Annotated in this window: 19 protein-coding genes; 5 read left to right on the top strand and 14 right to left on the bottom strand. The window is 70.4% G+C overall.

The window, feature by feature from the left end; genetic code table 11:
* Positions 1 to 5: 5 nt before the first annotated feature.
* From DL519_RS35020 to DL519_RS35010, 3 genes are all read right to left on the bottom strand, one after another.
* Positions 6 to 1,034, bottom strand: a complete 1,029-nt coding sequence (locus DL519_RS35020) for a tetratricopeptide repeat protein (RefSeq protein ID WP_190821198.1) — start codon at positions 1,032 to 1,034, stop codon at positions 6 to 8.
* A 240-nt stretch (positions 1,035 to 1,274) separates the two neighbouring features.
* Complete coding sequence (locus tag DL519_RS35015) at positions 1,275 to 1,673, bottom strand: thiol-disulfide oxidoreductase DCC family protein (protein WP_168585317.1); 399 nt, start codon at positions 1,671 to 1,673, stop codon at positions 1,275 to 1,277.
* 265 nt (positions 1,674 to 1,938) lie between these two features.
* The gene (locus DL519_RS35010) at positions 1,939 to 3,342 is read right to left on the bottom strand and encodes an NAD(P)H-quinone dehydrogenase (RefSeq protein WP_190821197.1); all 1,404 of its coding nucleotides are present in this window, start codon (positions 3,340 to 3,342) and stop codon (positions 1,939 to 1,941) included.
* A gap of 223 nt (positions 3,343 to 3,565) precedes the next feature.
* Between DL519_RS35010 and DL519_RS35005 the strand changes: the two genes are divergently transcribed.
* The 4 genes from DL519_RS35005 (at position 3,566) to DL519_RS34990 (ending at position 5,343) form a co-directional block, all read left to right on the top strand.
* A complete protein-coding gene (locus DL519_RS35005; protein WP_190821196.1) occupies positions 3,566 to 4,018 on the top strand; it encodes a gamma-glutamylcyclotransferase in 453 nt (150 codons plus the stop codon).
* A gap of 81 nt (positions 4,019 to 4,099) precedes the next feature.
* Entirely contained in the window at positions 4,100 to 4,888 is a 789-nt protein-coding gene (locus DL519_RS35000) for a DeoR/GlpR family DNA-binding transcription regulator (RefSeq protein WP_190821195.1), read from the top strand.
* An 8-nt stretch (positions 4,889 to 4,896) separates the two neighbouring features.
* A complete protein-coding gene (locus DL519_RS34995; protein ID WP_190824651.1) occupies positions 4,897 to 5,127 on the top strand; it encodes a hypothetical protein in 231 nt (76 codons plus the stop codon).
* Positions 5,128 to 5,343, top strand: coding sequence for a WYL domain-containing protein (locus DL519_RS34990; protein ID WP_223840413.1), 216 nt, complete (start codon positions 5,128 to 5,130; stop codon positions 5,341 to 5,343). It begins immediately after the preceding gene.
* Positions 5,344 to 5,760: 417 nt separating this feature from the next.
* On the opposite strand, the gene DL519_RS34985 is transcribed toward DL519_RS34990, so the two are convergent.
* The 3 genes from DL519_RS34985 to DL519_RS34975 all read right to left on the bottom strand — a co-directional run bounded on the left by DL519_RS34985 (position 5,761) and on the right by DL519_RS34975 (position 8,247).
* Complete coding sequence (locus DL519_RS34985) at positions 5,761 to 5,952, bottom strand: hypothetical protein (RefSeq protein WP_190821193.1); 192 nt, start codon at positions 5,950 to 5,952, stop codon at positions 5,761 to 5,763.
* A 104-nt stretch (positions 5,953 to 6,056) separates the two neighbouring features.
* Positions 6,057 to 7,499: an FGGY-family carbohydrate kinase gene (locus DL519_RS34980; RefSeq protein ID WP_190821191.1), complete on the bottom strand. Its 1,443-nt coding sequence runs from the start codon at positions 7,497 to 7,499 to the stop codon at positions 6,057 to 6,059.
* A gap of 34 nt (positions 7,500 to 7,533) precedes the next feature.
* Positions 7,534 to 8,247: an HAD family hydrolase gene (locus tag DL519_RS34975; protein ID WP_190821189.1), complete on the bottom strand. Its 714-nt coding sequence runs from the start codon at positions 8,245 to 8,247 to the stop codon at positions 7,534 to 7,536.
* A 230-nt stretch (positions 8,248 to 8,477) separates the two neighbouring features.
* Here DL519_RS34975 and DL519_RS34970 point away from each other — a divergent pair, with 230 nt between their 5' ends.
* Entirely contained in the window at positions 8,478 to 9,953 is a 1,476-nt protein-coding gene (locus tag DL519_RS34970) for an FGGY-family carbohydrate kinase (RefSeq protein ID WP_190821187.1), read from the top strand.
* An 11-nt stretch (positions 9,954 to 9,964) separates the two neighbouring features.
* On the opposite strand, the gene DL519_RS34965 is transcribed toward DL519_RS34970, so the two are convergent.
* The 8 genes from DL519_RS34965 to DL519_RS34930 all read right to left on the bottom strand — a co-directional run bounded on the left by DL519_RS34965 (position 9,965) and on the right by DL519_RS34930 (position 15,967).
* A complete protein-coding gene (locus tag DL519_RS34965; protein WP_190821185.1) occupies positions 9,965 to 10,627 on the bottom strand; it encodes a hypothetical protein in 663 nt (220 codons plus the stop codon).
* Positions 10,624 to 11,001 carry a zinc ribbon domain-containing protein gene (locus DL519_RS50495; protein WP_397545007.1) on the bottom strand — a complete coding sequence of 126 codons (378 nt, stop codon included), beginning with the start codon at positions 10,999 to 11,001 and terminating at the stop codon, positions 10,624 to 10,626. The genes DL519_RS34965 and DL519_RS50495 overlap by 4 nt, the downstream gene beginning before the upstream one ends.
* 88 nt (positions 11,002 to 11,089) lie before the next feature.
* The gene (locus DL519_RS34955) at positions 11,090 to 11,515 is read right to left on the bottom strand and encodes a DUF3224 domain-containing protein (RefSeq protein ID WP_190821183.1); all 426 of its coding nucleotides are present in this window, start codon (positions 11,513 to 11,515) and stop codon (positions 11,090 to 11,092) included.
* A 65-nt stretch (positions 11,516 to 11,580) separates the two neighbouring features.
* Complete coding sequence (locus tag DL519_RS34950; protein WP_397545006.1) at positions 11,581 to 12,963, bottom strand: amidohydrolase; 1,383 nt, start codon at positions 12,961 to 12,963, stop codon at positions 11,581 to 11,583.
* A gap of 32 nt (positions 12,964 to 12,995) precedes the next feature.
* The gene (locus DL519_RS34945; protein WP_190821181.1) at positions 12,996 to 14,216 is read right to left on the bottom strand and encodes a M20 family metallopeptidase; all 1,221 of its coding nucleotides are present in this window, start codon (positions 14,214 to 14,216) and stop codon (positions 12,996 to 12,998) included.
* Between the two features lie 488 nt (positions 14,217 to 14,704).
* Complete coding sequence (locus tag DL519_RS34940; protein ID WP_223839926.1) at positions 14,705 to 14,983, bottom strand: hypothetical protein; 279 nt, start codon at positions 14,981 to 14,983, stop codon at positions 14,705 to 14,707.
* Between the two features lie 373 nt (positions 14,984 to 15,356).
* Positions 15,357 to 15,704 carry a monovalent cation/H(+) antiporter subunit G gene (gene mnhG / locus DL519_RS34935; protein ID WP_190821177.1) on the bottom strand — a complete coding sequence of 116 codons (348 nt, stop codon included), beginning with the start codon at positions 15,702 to 15,704 and terminating at the stop codon, positions 15,357 to 15,359.
* Positions 15,701 to 15,967, bottom strand: coding sequence for a monovalent cation/H+ antiporter complex subunit F (locus DL519_RS34930; RefSeq protein ID WP_190821175.1), 267 nt, complete (start codon positions 15,965 to 15,967; stop codon positions 15,701 to 15,703). The genes mnhG and DL519_RS34930 overlap by 4 nt, the downstream gene beginning before the upstream one ends.
* Positions 15,968 to 15,969: the final 2 nt, after the last annotated feature.

Raw genomic sequence — 15,969 nt, 5'->3', positions numbered from 1 at the left:
AGCGCTCAGGCCGCGATCTCTGCCATTTCGCTGATCGCCTCCTCCACCATTCGCCTGGTGTGCCGCAGTTCCCGGCTGTCCAACGCGTCCCGCAGGGCGCGCAGATCCCTTTCGGTGACCGGTCGTGGTCGGCCCAGCTTGTCGAGGCTCTTCAACAAGCCCAACTCGGCCAGCGCGGCACCGCGCGGTTCGTTGGTGGACCGGAACATCTTCTGCGCATCCCGGTAGGTGCGTGCGGCCTCCCCGTACCAGCACGCGCGGAAGAGGACATTGCCGCGCATCTTGCGGTTGTAGGCCAGGGCGCTGGTCAGGTCCATCCGGCGGCAGATCTGCTCGGCCCGCGACAGCAGGCGCAGCGCCTCGTCGTGCTCCCCGCGTAACGACATGACGTCCGCCAGCCCCCGCAACGCCCAGGCGAGGCCCCGCTCATCCCCGCCCGCTTCGGCGATCTCGGCGGCCTCCTCGAACCGCCGCCAAGCGGAGTCCAGGTCGCCCGCGTTGCGGTCGAGCTGCGCCAGGCCTTCCAACGCCCACACCGTGTGCCGGCACTCGCCCCGCCGACGGGCCTCCGCCAGCAGCTCCTCGTGGAGCACGCGGGCCTCCTCGTAATCCCCCCGGATCCGCAGCGTTTCGGCGATTCCGGCGACCGAATAGCCGTACGCGATCAGCTCACCGGCCTTCTTGGCCAGGTCCCGCGCGGAGCTGAGCCAGCGCACCGCGGCGGTCATCTGCCCGCGCTGCCGGGCCAGGGTGCCGCCGCTCCACAGCGCCCACGCCATCGCGCCCTGCTCGCCCGCGTCGCGGGCCGCTCGGTAACTCGCACGCCACGCCGCGTCCGCCTCGTCGAGCCGGCCGAGGCGCCGGTACGCCTCCGCAACCGCCAGGCACGCCTGCGCGAGCTCCAGCCCGGAACCCTCGTCCACCGCCTGCGACTCGCGTTCCAACGCCGCCGCCAGCACGTCCTCGTAGGCCGTGTTGACCGACATGTCCCGGAGCTGCCCTTGGTACTCCGGTGCGAACGCCTTCCCGTACATCTCAAGCCACCTCGCCATTCCTGCCGCTCTGGTGCTCAAGACGCACCAAGTCTGGATTGCGGCCGTGTCCTCCGCAGGTCCCCTGGAGCGGAGGGCACGGGCCTTTTCGTACCCCCGAACGACATCCAAGTTACGGCTCGGAGGGGGTCCGGCGGCTCAGCCGAATTGGCAGCCCAGATCAACCGATCGGCCAGGAAAGAAGCGACCACTCCTAATACTTTTGGCCGAGATCGACGTCGGTCAGGAACGATCCGAATGGCCGGGACGTTCGGCGGGTGGCAGCTGGCAGGCCGGGGTGGCTCCGGGCAGCCGGAAGCGGTTCGCCGCGACCCACCGATACGCCCGATCGGCCAGCAGCCGCAGCACCGGGGCGGACATGCCCCAACCGAGCACCGGCCACGGCGCGCGGCACTCCTTGAGCAGTTCCGCGACCGCGGCCGCGCCGCCGAACACCCGACCGGACGTGGCCACCCACAGCACCTCGTGCCGGGCCCGGTCCGCGGTTGTCCGCATCGCCGCGAGATCTGCCTCCTGCCAAGCCTGGATGCGTATGCGGACCGGCAACCGCTCCGCGAGCCGCACGCTACGCGTGCAGAACCCGCAGTCGCCGTCGTAGATCAACACCGGCAGCTCACTCATGGCGTCGCGTGTCCCTTTCCACCGGGCCCGCCAGGCGCGGCGGGTACACCCACCAACAACGGTCGCAAACGAGGCCGGTCCCGGCACAGCGGGTATGCGTTGCCGAGCAGTATCAGAGCGGTGATCACCCAGGTAAAGCGGAAGTCACGTCGAGCAGAAGCCCCCCCGGGGGGGTTTCGGAGCTCCGCTGCGCGACGCTAGCGTCGGAGCGCGAATCCGCGGATCAACCCGGTCGGCCGGGGAGTCCCAGCCGACCGGTAGGCGCTCAGTCCAGGTCGTCGTGGCGCATCAGCAGGCGGCCGGCCTCGGTCAGCGAGCCGGACAGAGACGGGTACACCGAGAACGTGTTCGCCAGGTTGTCCACCGTCACCTGGTTCTGCACCGCGAGCGCGATCGGCAGGATCAGCTCGCTGGCGTTCGGCGCCACGACGACGCCACCGACGACCACGCCGGTCTGCGGGCGGCAGAAGACCTTCAGGAAACCGCGCCGCAGGCCTTCCATCTTCGCCCGCGGGTTGGTGGCCAGCGGCATCATCACGGTCCGCGCGGGCACGTCTCCGCAGTCGATCGCCTGCTGGCTGATCCCGACCGTGGCAATTTCCGGGTGCGTGAAGACGTTCGCCGCGACGGTCTTGAGCTTGATCGGCGTGACGCCTTCGCCGAGCGCGTGCCACATCGCGATGCGGCCCTGCATGCCCGCCACCGATGCCAGCAGCAGCAGACCGGTGCAGTCGCCTGCCGCGTAGACGCCGGGCACGTTGGTCCGCGACACCCGGTCGACGGGGATGTAGCCGCCGCGGTCGGGCTCGATGCCCGCCCGCTCCAGGCCGATGTCGGTGGTGTTCGGCACCGAGCCGACCGTCATCAGCGCGTGGCTGGCCTCGACCTGCCGCCCATCTGCGAGGTGAATCAGCACCCCCGAGTCGGTGCGCTCCACCTTCTCCGCCCGGGCGTGCTTGACGACCTCGGTACCGCGCTCGGCGAAGACCTCTTCCAGCACCGCAGCGGCGTCCGCGTCCTCGTGCGGCAGCACCCGGTCGCGGCTGGAGATCATGGTGACCTTGACGCCCATCTCGGTGTACGCGGAGGCGAACTCCACACCGGTCACACCGGAGCCGATCACGGCCAGGTGCTCAGGCAGTTCGGGCAGGTCGTAGAGCTGCCGCCAGGTCAGGATCCGCTCCCCGTCGGGCTCGGCGCCCTGGAGGATGCGGGGCGTGGCGCCGGTGGCGATCAGGACGACGTCCGCGGCCAACTCCTCGAAGCCGCCGTCGGCGAGGTCGACCCCGATGTGGTGGACGGCCATGCCCTTGGTCGGGTTGGTGAACCGCGCGCGGCCGGGCAGGATCTTCACGCCCTCGCGGCGGACCCTGGAGCGGATGTCGGCGGACTGCGCGAGCGCCAGGCCCTTGACCCGGCCGTGCACGACCGCGACGTCGACGTCGGAGTCCTCGCTCTTGGTGCGGATGCCGAGATCACGCGCGTCCCGGAACGCGGAGCGGGCGCCCGCGGACGCGATGAAGGTCTTCGACGGCACGCAGTCGTAGAGCACGCACGCCCCGCCGAGGCCCTCCGGCTCGACCAGCGTGACGTCCGCCCCGTTCGAAGCCGCGACCAGCGCCGCCTCGTAGCCCGCGGGGCCGCCTCCCATGATCACGATGCGGGTCACTTCGCGCTCCTCCTCGGTCCGCCTGCCTTGTGGGCGCCGAACTCACCGTACGCTGCGACAAGTCCAGTCATTTCGGGTGGTACCGCCCGAGTTGACCATCGTGGCGCAGACCACTCACGGTCATCCCGCGGGGAAGACGTGATCGGCCCGGACGTCACAGTTACCCACATTCGTGACGTAGTCCGCACCGCCGCACGGGCTGTCGATCGCTACCCTGTTGGGCGTGCCTCTGTACGCCGCGTACGGGTCCAACATGGATCCGGCCCAGATGATGAAGCGCGCCCCGCACTCCCCGATGGCGGGAACGGGCTGGCTGGTGGACTGGCGGCTGACCTTCGGCGGCGAGGACTACGGCTGGGTAGGAGCCCTCGCCACGATCGTCGAGCAGCCGGGTTCCCAGGTTTTCACGGTGCTCTACGACGTCAGCCCGGAGGACGAGCAGCAGCTCGACAACTGGGAGGGCGCCGAGCTCGGCATGCACAAGAAGCTGCGGCTGCGGGTGCAGACGCTGGACGGATCGGTGCTGGCCTGGCTGTACGTGCTGGACGCCTACGAGGGCGGGCTGCCGTCGGCGCGTTACCTCGGCGTGATGGCCGATGCCGCCGAAGCGGCGGGGGCTCCCGAGGACTACGTCGAGAAGCTGCGCAAACGGCCGTGCCACAACGTCGGCCCGTGAACACCGCGTGACATCCACCCCGAATATCACGTCTCACGTGTGATAATCACTCCGGTTGCACACGTGCGGTGAGGGGGGTCAGTGGCCGAGGACGGCGGCATGCCGGTCAACCAGCAGGAGCGGCGCGAGCAAATCCGCCAGGAAGTGCTGGCCAGCGGGTTCGTCCGCATCGAGGGGCTGGCCGCCAAGCACGGCGTCAGCGGGATGACCATCCACCGCGACCTGGACGTCCTCGAACAGCAAGGTTGGCTGCGCAAGGTGCGCGGCGGCGCGACATCGACGCCGACCGCGCTGCTGGAGACCTCGGTGCGGGCCCGGATCGCCGACGCGGCCGACGAGAAGGCCCGCATCGCCAAGCACGCGGTGCGACTCGTTTCGCCTGGTCAGGTAGTTGCGCTCGATGACAGCACCAGTGCGCTGGCGGTCGCCGAACGGCTTGCCCCGCTGGGTCCGCTCACCGTCGTGACGAACTTCCTGTCCGTGATCAACCTGCTCAGCGGCGAACCCGGCCTGCACCTGATCGGACTCGGCGGCGACTACCAGCCGCCCTACGACGCGTTCCTCGGCCTGCACACCGCCAGCATGGCCCGCACGATGCGCTCCGACGTGCTGTTCATGTCGACCACCGCGGTGGTCGAGGGGCACTGCCTGCACCGCTCGCAGGAGACGATCCAGGTCAAGCGCGCACTGATGGAGACCACCGGCAAGCGGGTGCTGCTGCTGGATCACTCCAAGTTCGACCGGCGCGCCGTGCACGAGTTGGCGCCGTTGACCGAGTTCGACGTCGTCGTGGTCGATCCCGGAACCCCAAAGCCGCTGCTCGACGAGCTGCGGTCGGCGGGCGTGGCGCTGGAGGTTGCCGAAGGCTGACCGTCCGCTTGGCCGGGCTGCCTGCGGCCGCCGCCGAACTCGGGCTGGGTGCCGTCGTGACCGCGGCCCAGCTCAAACTCACGGCCGCCTTGCCCGCAGAGCTGCGCGATCGTGCCGAGCGGATCACCGGAAGGTTCCACCTGGACGCGCCGGCGTGGTACCGCGGCACGGACCGCACGCCGCACCTGACCGAGGTCGCCGACGCGGTGTGGATCAACTGCGCCGTGCGGATTCGCTAGCTGCGCTGGGCCGAACCCCAGGAGACGACCCGAACCGTGCAGCCGTACGGGGTGGTCCTGAATGCGGGCCACTGGTACCTCTCGGCCGGTGCGGCCGAACTGATCCGCACCTACCGCATCTCCCGGATCGTCGGCATGCACGTCCTCGACGAGCGCTTCACCCGGCCGCCCGGGTTCGACCTCGCTCGCCGTACAGCGAAACGCCAGCCGCGCTGAGGCGTTCCACATCGCGGTAGGACGGCGTCAGCGTTGGCACGGTGGCGGAGCACCAGGGGTATGACGCGATCGAAGCCCGAGTCGCCGAAGCTCACAACGAGTTCGTGCGGGACGGCGGGTTCGTCTTTCGGGCCGCTGACGACGCGACCTGGCATCGCGACATGCTCACCTTCACCGCCCACATGGTCCCGGCCAGCGGTGGTGACATCGCCTGGACCGCAAGCATCGTCGCGGTCCTCGACGAGGACGAGCGGATCCGGTCCGATTACCAGTTCCCCGAGCCGATCGCATGCGGGAGCGCGAAAACCCGTGCCATTGCAAAGGATTTCCTGCGTCGACTCGGAGAAGGAGATCCGGACGGATCGCCGAGCTGTTCGCCGAGCAGGTCGACTGGGTCCTGGACTGGCCGGCCTGCGGTCATCCGGCGGTGCCCTGGATCCGGCCCCGCTCGACCCGGGCCGACATCGCCGACCACTTCCGTACGATCGCCGAGTTCCACGTGCCCGGGGAGACGGCCGGATCGACGCCCCGGATCCTCGTGGACGGCAACGAGGCGGTCGTGCTCGGTGACATCCGCCAAACGGTGAAGGCCACCGGCAGGCCGTACACCGCACTCTGCGCGCTGCACCTTGACCGTCGAGGACGGCCTGATCACGCGTTACGCCGTCTACGAGGACAGCCTCACCGTCGCCGAAGCCCTCGCCGAATCCTGATCAGGTCGCGGAGATCCAGCCCCGGGTGCGGAGCTCGTCGAGGAAGCGCCGGTAGCTGTCGTCCAGTTGGGACACCTCCGCCGGCACCGGCTCGACGAGTTCGCCCCCGGGCACCATCGCGGCCGCCGCCGTGCTCAGGTCCGGGTAGACCGAACCGCTGGCCGCCAGCAGCGCCGCACCCAGCGCGGTTCCCGCGCCTCGGACGACCAGCACCGGGGCGTCCAGGACCGACGCCCGGATCCGGCACCAGGCAATGCTGCGGGCGCCGCCGCCTGCGGTGCGCACGGCGCCTTCCGCCGGGGCACCGAGCTGGGCCAGCCGCTCCAGCGCGAGCCGCTCGCAGAAGGCGACGCCTTCGAGGCGGGAGCGGTACTCGTCGATCCGATCCTCCGGCGCGCCAAGCACGAACCGAGTGGCGTGCTCGGCGACGAACGGGAACCGCTCCCCCTCGCCGCGCAGCGGGTAGTTGACCACGCTGGCCGGTCCCCGCTCGGTCGCCGCCGCGTCCAGGCTCGGCAGCTCAGCGGTGTCCACATCGGACAGCGCGGAACCGCCGATGTTCGCCGCGCCGCCGGGCAGCCACATCCCGTCAGGGTGCAGGTGGCTGTACACCGCACCAGCCGGGTCGTGCACGAGTTCCTCGGCAACTCCCTTCAGCACCAAGGTTGTCCCGAGGACCGTCACGAAATGCCCGACGTCGACTGCTCCGCAAGCCAGCTGACCGGCGCAGCCGTCGGTCATCCCGGCGCGCACCTCGCAGCCGACCGGCAGGCCGGTCTGCGCCGCTCCCCTCGCGTCGACGGCGCCAAGCACCGTCGTCGGGCGCACGACCTCCGGCAGCAGGCGGTCCGGCACGCCCAATGCCTCGAAGACCTCGGTCGCCCACTCGCCTGCCACGGCGTCGTAGCCGCTCTTCAGCGCGTGGCTGGAGTCGGTGGCGACGGGGTGCCCGACCAGCTTCCAGGCGATGAGGTCCGGGGGGTGGCAAACCAGCGCTGTGCCGTCCGGGAGGTGCCGCGCCAGCCAGCCGATCCGGGCCAGCCCGGAGCCCGCCGACGGGGTGATCCCGGTGCGCCGCCAGCGGTCCGCGCCGACCTCGGCGGCGATCCGCGCTTCCGCTTCGGCGCGCCGGTCGTCGTACATCAGCGCAGCGGTGAGCGGTTCGCCGTCGCCATCGACTGGGACGACCGTGCCCGAGGTCGCCGAGATCGCAAGCGAGCGGATCTCGGTGCTGCGCGGTCCCAATGCCGTCGTGCATTCGGCGAGGCAGTCGCGGACCGCGGGCCACCAAGTGGTCGCGTCCTGTTCGGAGCGTCCACCGCGCGACCGCACCGGCTGCGGCAGTGGCCGGGACGCCGAGGCCACCACCCCGCCCGCCGGATCGTGGACCTGCACCCGGACGTTGGCGGTCGCGACGTCGACGCCCGCGACTAGTTCGGTCATCGGCGAGCCTCCAGCGCGGTCGAAAGCTGTTCGCTCATCGGGCCTCCTGCAACCTCTCCAAGGCATCGGGCAGTTCGGCCAGCGAGTACACCGCCACATCGGGTTCGGCGAACTGCTCCGGCGTCGGTTCCGGCGGAGCTTCGCCGCGCACCACCCACACCGTGCGCAGCCCGACGCGGTGCGCGCCGCGCACGTCCGTGTCGAGGCGGTTGCCGACGTGCACCGCGTGCTTCGGCTCGACGCCGGCTTCCCGCAGGGCGTGCTGGAAGATCCGCGGGTCCGGCTTCTCCGCGCCGACGACCTCCGAAACCGCCCAGATGTCGATGAAGTCGGCCACGCCATCCCGGCGCAACGCGTCCACGACGACCGCCCGCTGGTTGGCCACGACCGCGATTTTGTAGCGCCCGGCGAGCTGCCGCAGCGTCGGGAGCACGTCGGGGTGCAGCGCCGATGACGGGTACTCCCAGTAGCGCTCGGCGCGGTCGGACAACCGCTGCCGGTCCTGCGCAGTGAAGAACCGCTCGGCGACCGCGGTGCGCAGGGACCCGCCCTGGGCTTGGCGGCGCTCGTCGTAGACCTGCTGAAACTCGGCTTCCTCGATGCTCCGGCCGTCTTCGGCCGCCAGTTCGCGCGCGGCACGCAGCAACGCGTCGCGGTAGGCCTTGTCGTCGTAGATGGGGCCGCCGACGTCGAGCAGCACGAGGTCGATGCGGTCGGCTCCCGATTCGGAACGGGGTTGATGCGGCACGTCGCGTCCTTCCGGTCGTGGTCCGCAACCAGGACCTTGGTGTCACGTCTTATCGCAAAAATAACATCAATCTTGAAATTCTTAACACTCAATAATGTGATATTTACGGGTCGAGCCGACCGAGCCGACCGAGCCGACCGGGCCGACCGGGCCGACCGGGCCGACCGAGCCGACCGAGCCGACCGAGCCGGTCGGGCCGACCAGGTAGGCGGGATCAGGAGGGAACGCCCGTGATCACCATCGGCATCGATGCCGGCACCTCGGTGGTGAAGAGCGTCGCCTACTCCGCGGACGGCACCGAGCTCGCCGTCACCCGCCGTCCGACCAGGGTCGAGCACCCCCGGCCCGGCTGGGCCGAGCAGAACATGCCCGAGGTCTGGTCGGCCGTCGCAGACACCGTCGCCGAGTTCGTCGCAGAACTCGGCACCGACGTCGCGGCGCTGGCGATCACCGCCCAGGGCGACGGCTGCTGGCTCGTCGACGCCGCCGGGCACCCGACCGGCCCCGCGCTGCTCTGGAACGACGCCCGGGCCTCGGCCATCGCCGCGAACTGGGCCGATTCCGGTCTGCTCGCCGAGCTTTTCAAGATCAACGGCTCGGTCGGCTTCGCCGGCCTGCCGCACGCGCAGCTCAGCTGGCTCGCCGAGCACGAGCCAGCCCGGATCACCGCTGCCGAGAAAATGCTGACCTGCGGCGGTTGGCTTTTCCACTGCCTCACCAGGCGCCTGGCCTGGGACGTCTCCGAGGCCTCGAACCCGTTCCTGGACGCGCGGACCGGCCAGTACTCTGCTGCGGTGCTCGGGGAACTCGGCCTGGGCTGGGCGCAACGGCTGCTGCCGGAAGCCGTCGACGGCGCGCAACGGCTCGCACCGTTGCAGGGGTCCGCCGCCGCGCGGCTGGGCGTTCCGGAGGGCACGCCGGTGGTGCTGGGTTCCTACGACGTGATTTCCACCGCAATCGGCGCTGGCGTGACCGAACCGGGGCAGGCCTGCACCATCCTCGGCACCACGATCTGCACCGAAGCGATCAGCGACGGTCCCCGGTTGGAGCGCACTCCCGTCGGCATGTCGCTGCGCACCCCGATGCCCGGTCGCTGGATGCTCGCCAGCGCCACGCTCGCCGGGACCGAGGTCGTCGAGTGGGCCTGCCGGATGCTGGGCCTGCCCAACCCGGAGAACCTCACCGAGCTCGCCGAACAGGCCGAGCCCGGCAGCAAGGACCTGCTGATGCTGCCCTATCTCTCGCTCGGCGGGGAGCGCGCGCCGTTCTACGACCCGGCAGCGCGCGGCAGCCTGCAGGGCCTGAGCCTGGAACACGGTCCGGCCGAGATCGCCCGGGCCTGCCTGGAGGGGCTGGCCATGGTCATCCGGGACTGCCTGGTCGCCAGCACCGCGCAACCCACCGAGCTGCGGCTCACCGGGGGCGGCTCCGCGAACCCGCTGTGGCGCCAGGTGATCGCGGACGTCACCGGGGTGCCGGTCGTCCGCACCGCCGACGAACAGGCCGGGGCCCGGGGCGCGGCCGTGACCGCGCACGCGCTGCTGGCGGGGCGCGACATCAGCGAGGTGGCCCGCGACCTGGTCGGGACATCCGATCCGTTGCAGCCAGACGAGGCCAACCGCACGCTTTACGACGACGCCTACGCGCGGTTCGTCGGGGTGCGCGAGGCCGCGCAGGCGGCCGGTTGGTTCCGGCGCGCGAGTTGACGTCCGGGGGCTCATCGCGCACCTCCGACCAACTCGCCGCGCGGCCTCGACCAGGCGAGCTGGAGCAAGGCGGCGGCCTGCCGGGTGCCCCGGCGATCTCTGCGCCGAGCGAGCCGTTCGGCGACGAGGGCCCGAAAGCGCTCGGCGGTGTCGCCCAGCTGGGCTAGCGCCTGCTCAAGGCAATCCAGCGCTGGACGCTGCTCGCCGGTGCACAGCAGCTCGCAGATGGCGACGTCCAACGCCTGGGTGCGCAGTCCGTCGAGCTCGACGACGTCGCACTCCCGGACCCATGCCTGGTGGATGACGAGGTCCGGCTGGGAGCGGAGTTCGCGGTCGTAGGGGATGGTCACGTGCACAACACCGCCGGCTGCGGAATCGCAGCCGTGCATCGCCGCCGCAGTCGCGCCGGACAGCACGGCGTGCGGCCCGGCGCGCAGCAGCGCGGCAGCTGCGCGGGTCAGCTGGTCGTGGACTCGGGCGGCCGGGATGACCACCCCGTACCAGGGCTCCACCCAGTCCCCTTCGTCGAGACCGGCCGCGAGCTCGGCGCAGCCGAGCACCTGCTCCGCGTCGCGGCGGGTCATGGCACCGTGCAGCGAAGGCCAGCCGCCCGGGCCGTCGTGTTCGGCGGCCTCCGGCGGCCGCATTTCGGGGGAGATGATGTTCGCGGTCATGCCTTTAAAGAGGCGGGAACCCCGCGAACAGATACAGCAGCGACCGGATACACCTCGATCAGTTGACATCCTTCCTCGCCTGAGGCGAGGGATTCCAACTCTCGCCAGAGCGAGAGTTGAGGTTCACGGACGCTCTTCGACCCGCGTGCGGGTGTCGTCCCTCCGGCACAAGCCCGACCTGGCTTGGGACCTTCGTCCTGTCCTGCCGCGACGTTGATGCTTGCGTTGACATCCGCGTTGCAGGTGAAACCACGGCCAGAACAGACCAACTCAGCTTGGCTCTTGCGTGAGTTCTTGTCGATCCACCCGCAGTCGCTACACCGCACAGACGTGTACGGGGCCCGGATGCGTTGCGCGCATGGCGCAACGCTCACCCGGCCATCCGGAAACGCACGGCCGATTCACCCCCGCCCTAAAGAACGAGACACCCTCGGCTCAATCAGGTGGAATCGGCCGGGATCATCAGGACTCCGGCGAAGCGGCCCCGAGCTCGTACTCGAACCAAACCCGGTGCGTGCCGTCGGCGTCGACGGCCAATCCGCCGCCGCCGGTGATCCCGGCCAGCTCACCGGTCTCGCGCAACGGCACGATGGTGAAGAACTCGTTGCTGCGGTCGCTGCCGGAAGTGGTCGCCGAGTGGGCAAAGTTGAACGCGCCCTCGCGGCCGTGCAAAGAACCCTCGAAGGACTCCATCGCCACGTAGGTACCGGCGCCCTTCGCCTGATCAAACGCGGCGGTGAACAGCATCGCCGAGCGGCCGACGACCTCGCCCTCGAAATGCTTCTCCATCGTCGAGACCCCGACGGCGACCCCGGTGGTCACGGCCGGGGATGGTGCCAGCTCCGCCGGTACGAGCGCCGCGACGCTGAAGGTTCCGTCGGCTCTCATGCGCGGATCGTATTGGCGCCCACCGACGTGCACGGCCTCCCGGTGGGAGCGGGAGGCCGTGGCGGTCAGCGTTCCAGGCTGGTCAGGGCGGTGTTCACCATCGCCCTGATGCCCACGAACAGCGCTCGCTCGTCCAACGCGAACGTCGGCTGGTGCAGGTCCTTGACCCGACCGACCCCGGAGTGCACGCCCAGCCGGGCGAACGAGCCCGGCACGTGCTCCAGGTACCAGCCGAAGTCCTCGCCGCCGGACGACTGCGGCGTGCTGGCCAGGGCGTCTTCGCCGAGCCCCGCCGCGATCCCGGCCCGGAACACCTCGGTGCTCTCCGCTTCGTTGACCACCGGCGGCACCCCGCGCCGGTGCTGCAGGTCGAACCCGACGCCGAGGGGTGCCAGCAGGCTGTGCACGAGTTCGTGCACCAGCGGCTCCAGCTTCGCCCAGGTGTCGCGGTCGCCCGTCCGCAGCGTTCCGGTGAGCACGCCATCCTGCGGGATGGCGTTCGGCGCCTCCCCCGCGTGCACCGCGCCCCAGGTCAGGACGGTCCCGGTGCGCGGATCGACCCGGCGCGACAGCAACGTCGGAAGGCCCGTGATGACGGTCCCCAGCGCGTGCACCAGGTCCGCGGTCAGGTGCGGGCGCGAGGTGTGCCCGCCGGGCGAGGTCAGCCGGAGTTCCAGCAGGTCGCTCGCCGAGGTGATGGCCCCGACCCGTGTTCCGACCTGGCCCACCAGCAGCCGCGGGTCGCAGTGCAACCCGAAGATCCGGTCCACTCCGTCGAGTGCACCGGCGGCCAGCACGTCGAGGGCGCCGCCGGGCATCACTTCTTCGGCTGGCTGGAAGATCACCCGCACCCGGCCGGGCAGGTTCGGCGCGACGGCCAGCGCCAGCGCGGCACCGAGCACGACCGTCGTGTGCGCGTCGTGCCCGCAGGCGTGCGCAACACCGTCCACTGTGGATGCGTACGGCAGTCCGATGGCTTCGGTCAGCGGCAGCGCGTCGATGTCGGCCCGCAGCGCCACAGTGCGCTGACCGGGCCTGGACTCGCCGCCGATGTCGCAGACCAGGCCGGTTCCCACCGGGAGGATCCGGGGACGCAGGCCGGCCCGGGTGAGCCGCTCCGCGAGGAACGCGGTGGTCTCGTGCTCGGCGCGGGAAAGCTCCGGGTAGGCGTGGATGTGCCGTCGCCAGGCCACCACACGGTGCGCGTTCTCGTCCAGCCAGGCATCCAGCCAGGACGGTCCACGACCAGCACCGAGGTCGTCCACGGCGGATTCCACCCTGGACATGGTGCTGCCGATGGGCGCACTCGGCCCGTCCACACCCGCCGCGACGAGGGGGCCCCGGGCGACGGCGGAGCGCTCCGCCGCATCCCAATCCACCTCTTCCACCGCAGAACCACCGTTCCGGGACTGGCCCGGCTCCGGGCTACGAGAATCCACCACGGTCACGCCACGCCTCCCGACGCGCAGAACTCTTCTGACTAACTCCGACCGGACCGGTCGCGCACGGCCGCCAGCAGGCGATCTCGTTGCGCGCCGTCCAATGCGGCGGCCACCGCGGTCCAGGCCATCGCCACCGCCCCGTCGAGCACCGCTCGATCCGCGGCCGGGGTCGCGCAGGCTGCGGCGAATTCCGCCTGGTGGTTGACCGCGTCGCCGCAGTCCAGCGCGATCATCGGATGGATCGCGGGCAAGGCCTGGGTCACGTTGCCCATGTCGGTGCTGCCGATTACCCGGCCCTGCTCTTCGCCCCGGTCGAGCGGTTCGCGCCCGAGCTCGGTGATCGCGCGGCGGTACGCCTCCGACAGCCATCCATCGGGGCTCAGCTCCGCGTAGACCGGGGAGATCTGCACGACTTCGTGCTCACATCCGGTCGCCGTCGCACCCGCCTCGAAGCAGGCCCGAATGCGGTTCTCCAGGCGCTGCAAGGAGCGCGCTTCGGCAGCACGCAGGTTGTAAACCGCCGCGGTGTGCGCGGGAACGATGTTCGGTGCCGCGCCACCTGCTGTAACGATACCGTGCACCATCTGCCTCGGCTCCAGGTGCTGCCGCAACAGGCCGATGGCGACCTGCGCGACCGTCAACGCGTCGGCCGCGTTGCGGCCGAGTTCCGGGGCGGCCGCGGCGTGCGCCTCGCGCCCGGTGTAGCGGACCTCCAGGTCGGTGATGGCCAGCGAGGCCGGGCGGCAGACCTCTTCCGGACCCGGGTGCACCATCATCGCCAGGGCAACGTCGTCGAAGACGCCGCGTTCCAGCATCAGCACCTTGCCGCCGCCGGTCTCCTCCGCCGGGGTCCCGATCAGCCGCACCGTGACGCCCAGGTCGTCGGCGATCTCTGCCAGCGCGAGCGCGGCTCCGACTCCGGCGGCGGCGATGACGTTGTGCCCGCAGGCGTGCCCGACCTCGGGCAGCGCGTCGTACTCAGCGCAGATGCCGACGACCACCTCGCCGCTGCCCGCCTCGGCGACCAGTGCGGTGTCCAGGTCGGCGACCGGGGTTCGGACGGTGAAGCCGTGCCGGGCGAGCAGGTCCGCGACCTTGGCGGCGCTGCGGTGTTCGGCGAACGCGAGCTCGGGCTCGGCGTGGATGCTGCGGGAGAGCTCGCCCAGCTCCGCTTCGTGGCGTTGCACCGAGGCGCGGCAGTGGGCGTGCGCTGCGGCGGAACGTTCGGCATCGGGGCGCGGGAGCGGGGTGGTTCTCATTTGCGCCCATCCTGCATCATCCGGATCCGGGGCGCGGGCTCGATGCGCGGCCGGGAGCCCACCGGTACCCACACTGCGCCGAACGGGTGGCGCCGATTCGGCAGTACCGAAGAATTCGAGTCCCGGCGAAATTTACATATTGTTAATCGAATGCGCCGGCAACAACCCGGGCCGACTGCCGAGGCGGGTCCCGCGGTCTCGGCGGTGTCCGGGGTCACGTCGAGCGACCGGACTCGCGCGATCTCCAGGAAAAGGTGTGGGCCGGCACCGGTCGGGGGGCTTCCCGGTGCCGGCCCACGTCGGTGGGGGGCTAGATACCCCTTGGCTGGTGCACTGGAGCCGCCGTTACCCCTGGCGGGGCCGGGTCCGCGCACGCGGCCAGTTGTGAAAATCCCACAGGTTCGGCGCTAGGTCTAGTCCATGGCGAGAATTGGCACGAAATAATCCCGCAAAGAACCGACCACCCCGCCGGTTTTTATAGCCTTCTGCTACTTCTTCCACTTGACGAAGAAGACGGACTTCTTCCTCAGCTTGCGGGATAACAGCACGAGCGCGATCAACACGACTCCGGTGACGCCGATGGCGAGGCGCTGCCGCTCGTCGGTCGGCGGCTGGGCGGATGGAGCGGGCGGCGGGCCCGGTTCCTGGGCGAGCACGACCACCGACGCTTCGGTGGGCGCGGCTCCGCCCTCCGCCAACGCGGGCGGTGCGAACAAGAGGAACAACGTGATCGCGAGGCCAGCGAGCACGCGGCCGGTCCGCCACATTATGGCTCCACACCCTTCTAACGCCGCCTCCGTTGACCACACAGTCAGGCGGTCACCCATGCAGGTCTATTTGATCATATTCGACGCCGAGAGTGACCAGTCCCGCGCGACTTGTGCCGGATTGGCGCAGCGCGACACGCCTGCGTACCACCTGGGTCAGCCTGTCGGCGAATGCCGTCCGCGCGTTTGGAAGCGGCGTAGCCGCTTGCATTCACCTTGCCAAGACGACCATCGGCGGGTTCTGAGAGGTTTCCTGGCGAGGACGGCCCCTCCGCCGCGTATTGGACATACATCAGGAGGGGCACCCGCAGTCCAGGGAACCTCTCAGGTTCCGCTAAGCGACCACCCACCCAGACCATTCACCAACAGGCTCTCAGCGAACCCGCCGCTCCCGCTCGATGCGGTCGCCGAGCTCGTCCACCACCAGGGTTTCCCGGTCGATGCTGTCCGCGCGGTAGGCCGCCCGGCCGACGAGCTGCGCCAGCACCGGCGCGGTGAGCATCTGGAACAGGCCGACCAGGATCAGCCCCGAGGCGTAGATGAAGTCGAGCTGCACCGCGGTGCCGGTCAGGATCAGGATCAGCCCGAGGGTCTGCGGCTTGGTCGCCGCCTGCAGCCGGGCCGTCACGTCCGGGAAGCTCAACACCCCGATCGCGCCGAGCAGGCAGGACAGCGCGCCGCCGATCAGGCACACCGCGGAGAACACTTCCAACCAGCTCATCGGTACGGCTCCTTCTTCTCGATCAACCGCGCCGCGCTGACCGAACCGATGAAGGCCAGCAGCGCGAACGCGGCCAGCAACGCGATGTTCGAGCCGTCGCCCAGCCAGCCCATACCGACGCAGGTCCCCGCGACGGTCAGCGTGACGAACACGTCGACCGCCACGATCCTGTCCAGGGTGGTGCGGCCGAGCAGCAACCGGACGACCACCAGCAGGCCGGCCACGCACAGCAGGCCGAAGGTGATCGCGAAGACCCAGGCCATGC

It is taken from the genome of Saccharopolyspora pogona, assembly GCF_014697215.1.
Classification (GTDB): Bacteria; Actinomycetota; Actinomycetes; order Mycobacteriales; family Pseudonocardiaceae; genus Saccharopolyspora; species Saccharopolyspora hattusasensis.
The sequence above is the reverse complement of the archived record's forward strand: the minus strand, read 5'-3'. Positions and strand labels throughout refer to the sequence as shown.

What these genes read in the sequence shown, in the direction of transcription:
- DL519_RS34955 (WP_190821183.1), bottom strand. Translation starts at nt 11,515, where the DNA reads ATGAGAGCCGACGGAACCTTCAGCGTCGCGGCGCTCGTACCGGCGGAG.
- DL519_RS34965 (WP_190821185.1), bottom strand. Translation starts at nt 10,627, where the DNA reads ATGACCGCGAACATCATCTCCCCCGAAATGCGGCCGCCGGAGGCCGCC.
- DL519_RS34940 (WP_223839926.1), bottom strand. Translation starts at nt 14,983, where the DNA reads ATGTGGCGGACCGGCCGCGTGCTCGCTGGCCTCGCGATCACGTTGTTC.
- DL519_RS34930 (WP_190821175.1), bottom strand. Translation starts at nt 15,967, where the DNA reads ATGGCCTGGGTCTTCGCGATCACCTTCGGCCTGCTGTGCGTGGCCGGC.
- DL519_RS35015 (WP_168585317.1), bottom strand. Translation starts at nt 1,673, where the DNA reads ATGAGTGAGCTGCCGGTGTTGATCTACGACGGCGACTGCGGGTTCTGC.
- DL519_RS34945 (WP_190821181.1), bottom strand. Translation starts at nt 14,216, where the DNA reads ATGAGAACCACCCCGCTCCCGCGCCCCGATGCCGAACGTTCCGCCGCA.
- DL519_RS34980 (WP_190821191.1), bottom strand. Translation starts at nt 7,499, where the DNA reads ATGACCGAACTAGTCGCGGGCGTCGACGTCGCGACCGCCAACGTCCGG.
- mnhG (WP_190821177.1), bottom strand. Translation starts at nt 15,704, where the DNA reads ATGAGCTGGTTGGAAGTGTTCTCCGCGGTGTGCCTGATCGGCGGCGCG.
- DL519_RS35020 (WP_190821198.1), bottom strand. Translation starts at nt 1,034, where the DNA reads ATGTACGGGAAGGCGTTCGCACCGGAGTACCAAGGGCAGCTCCGGGAC.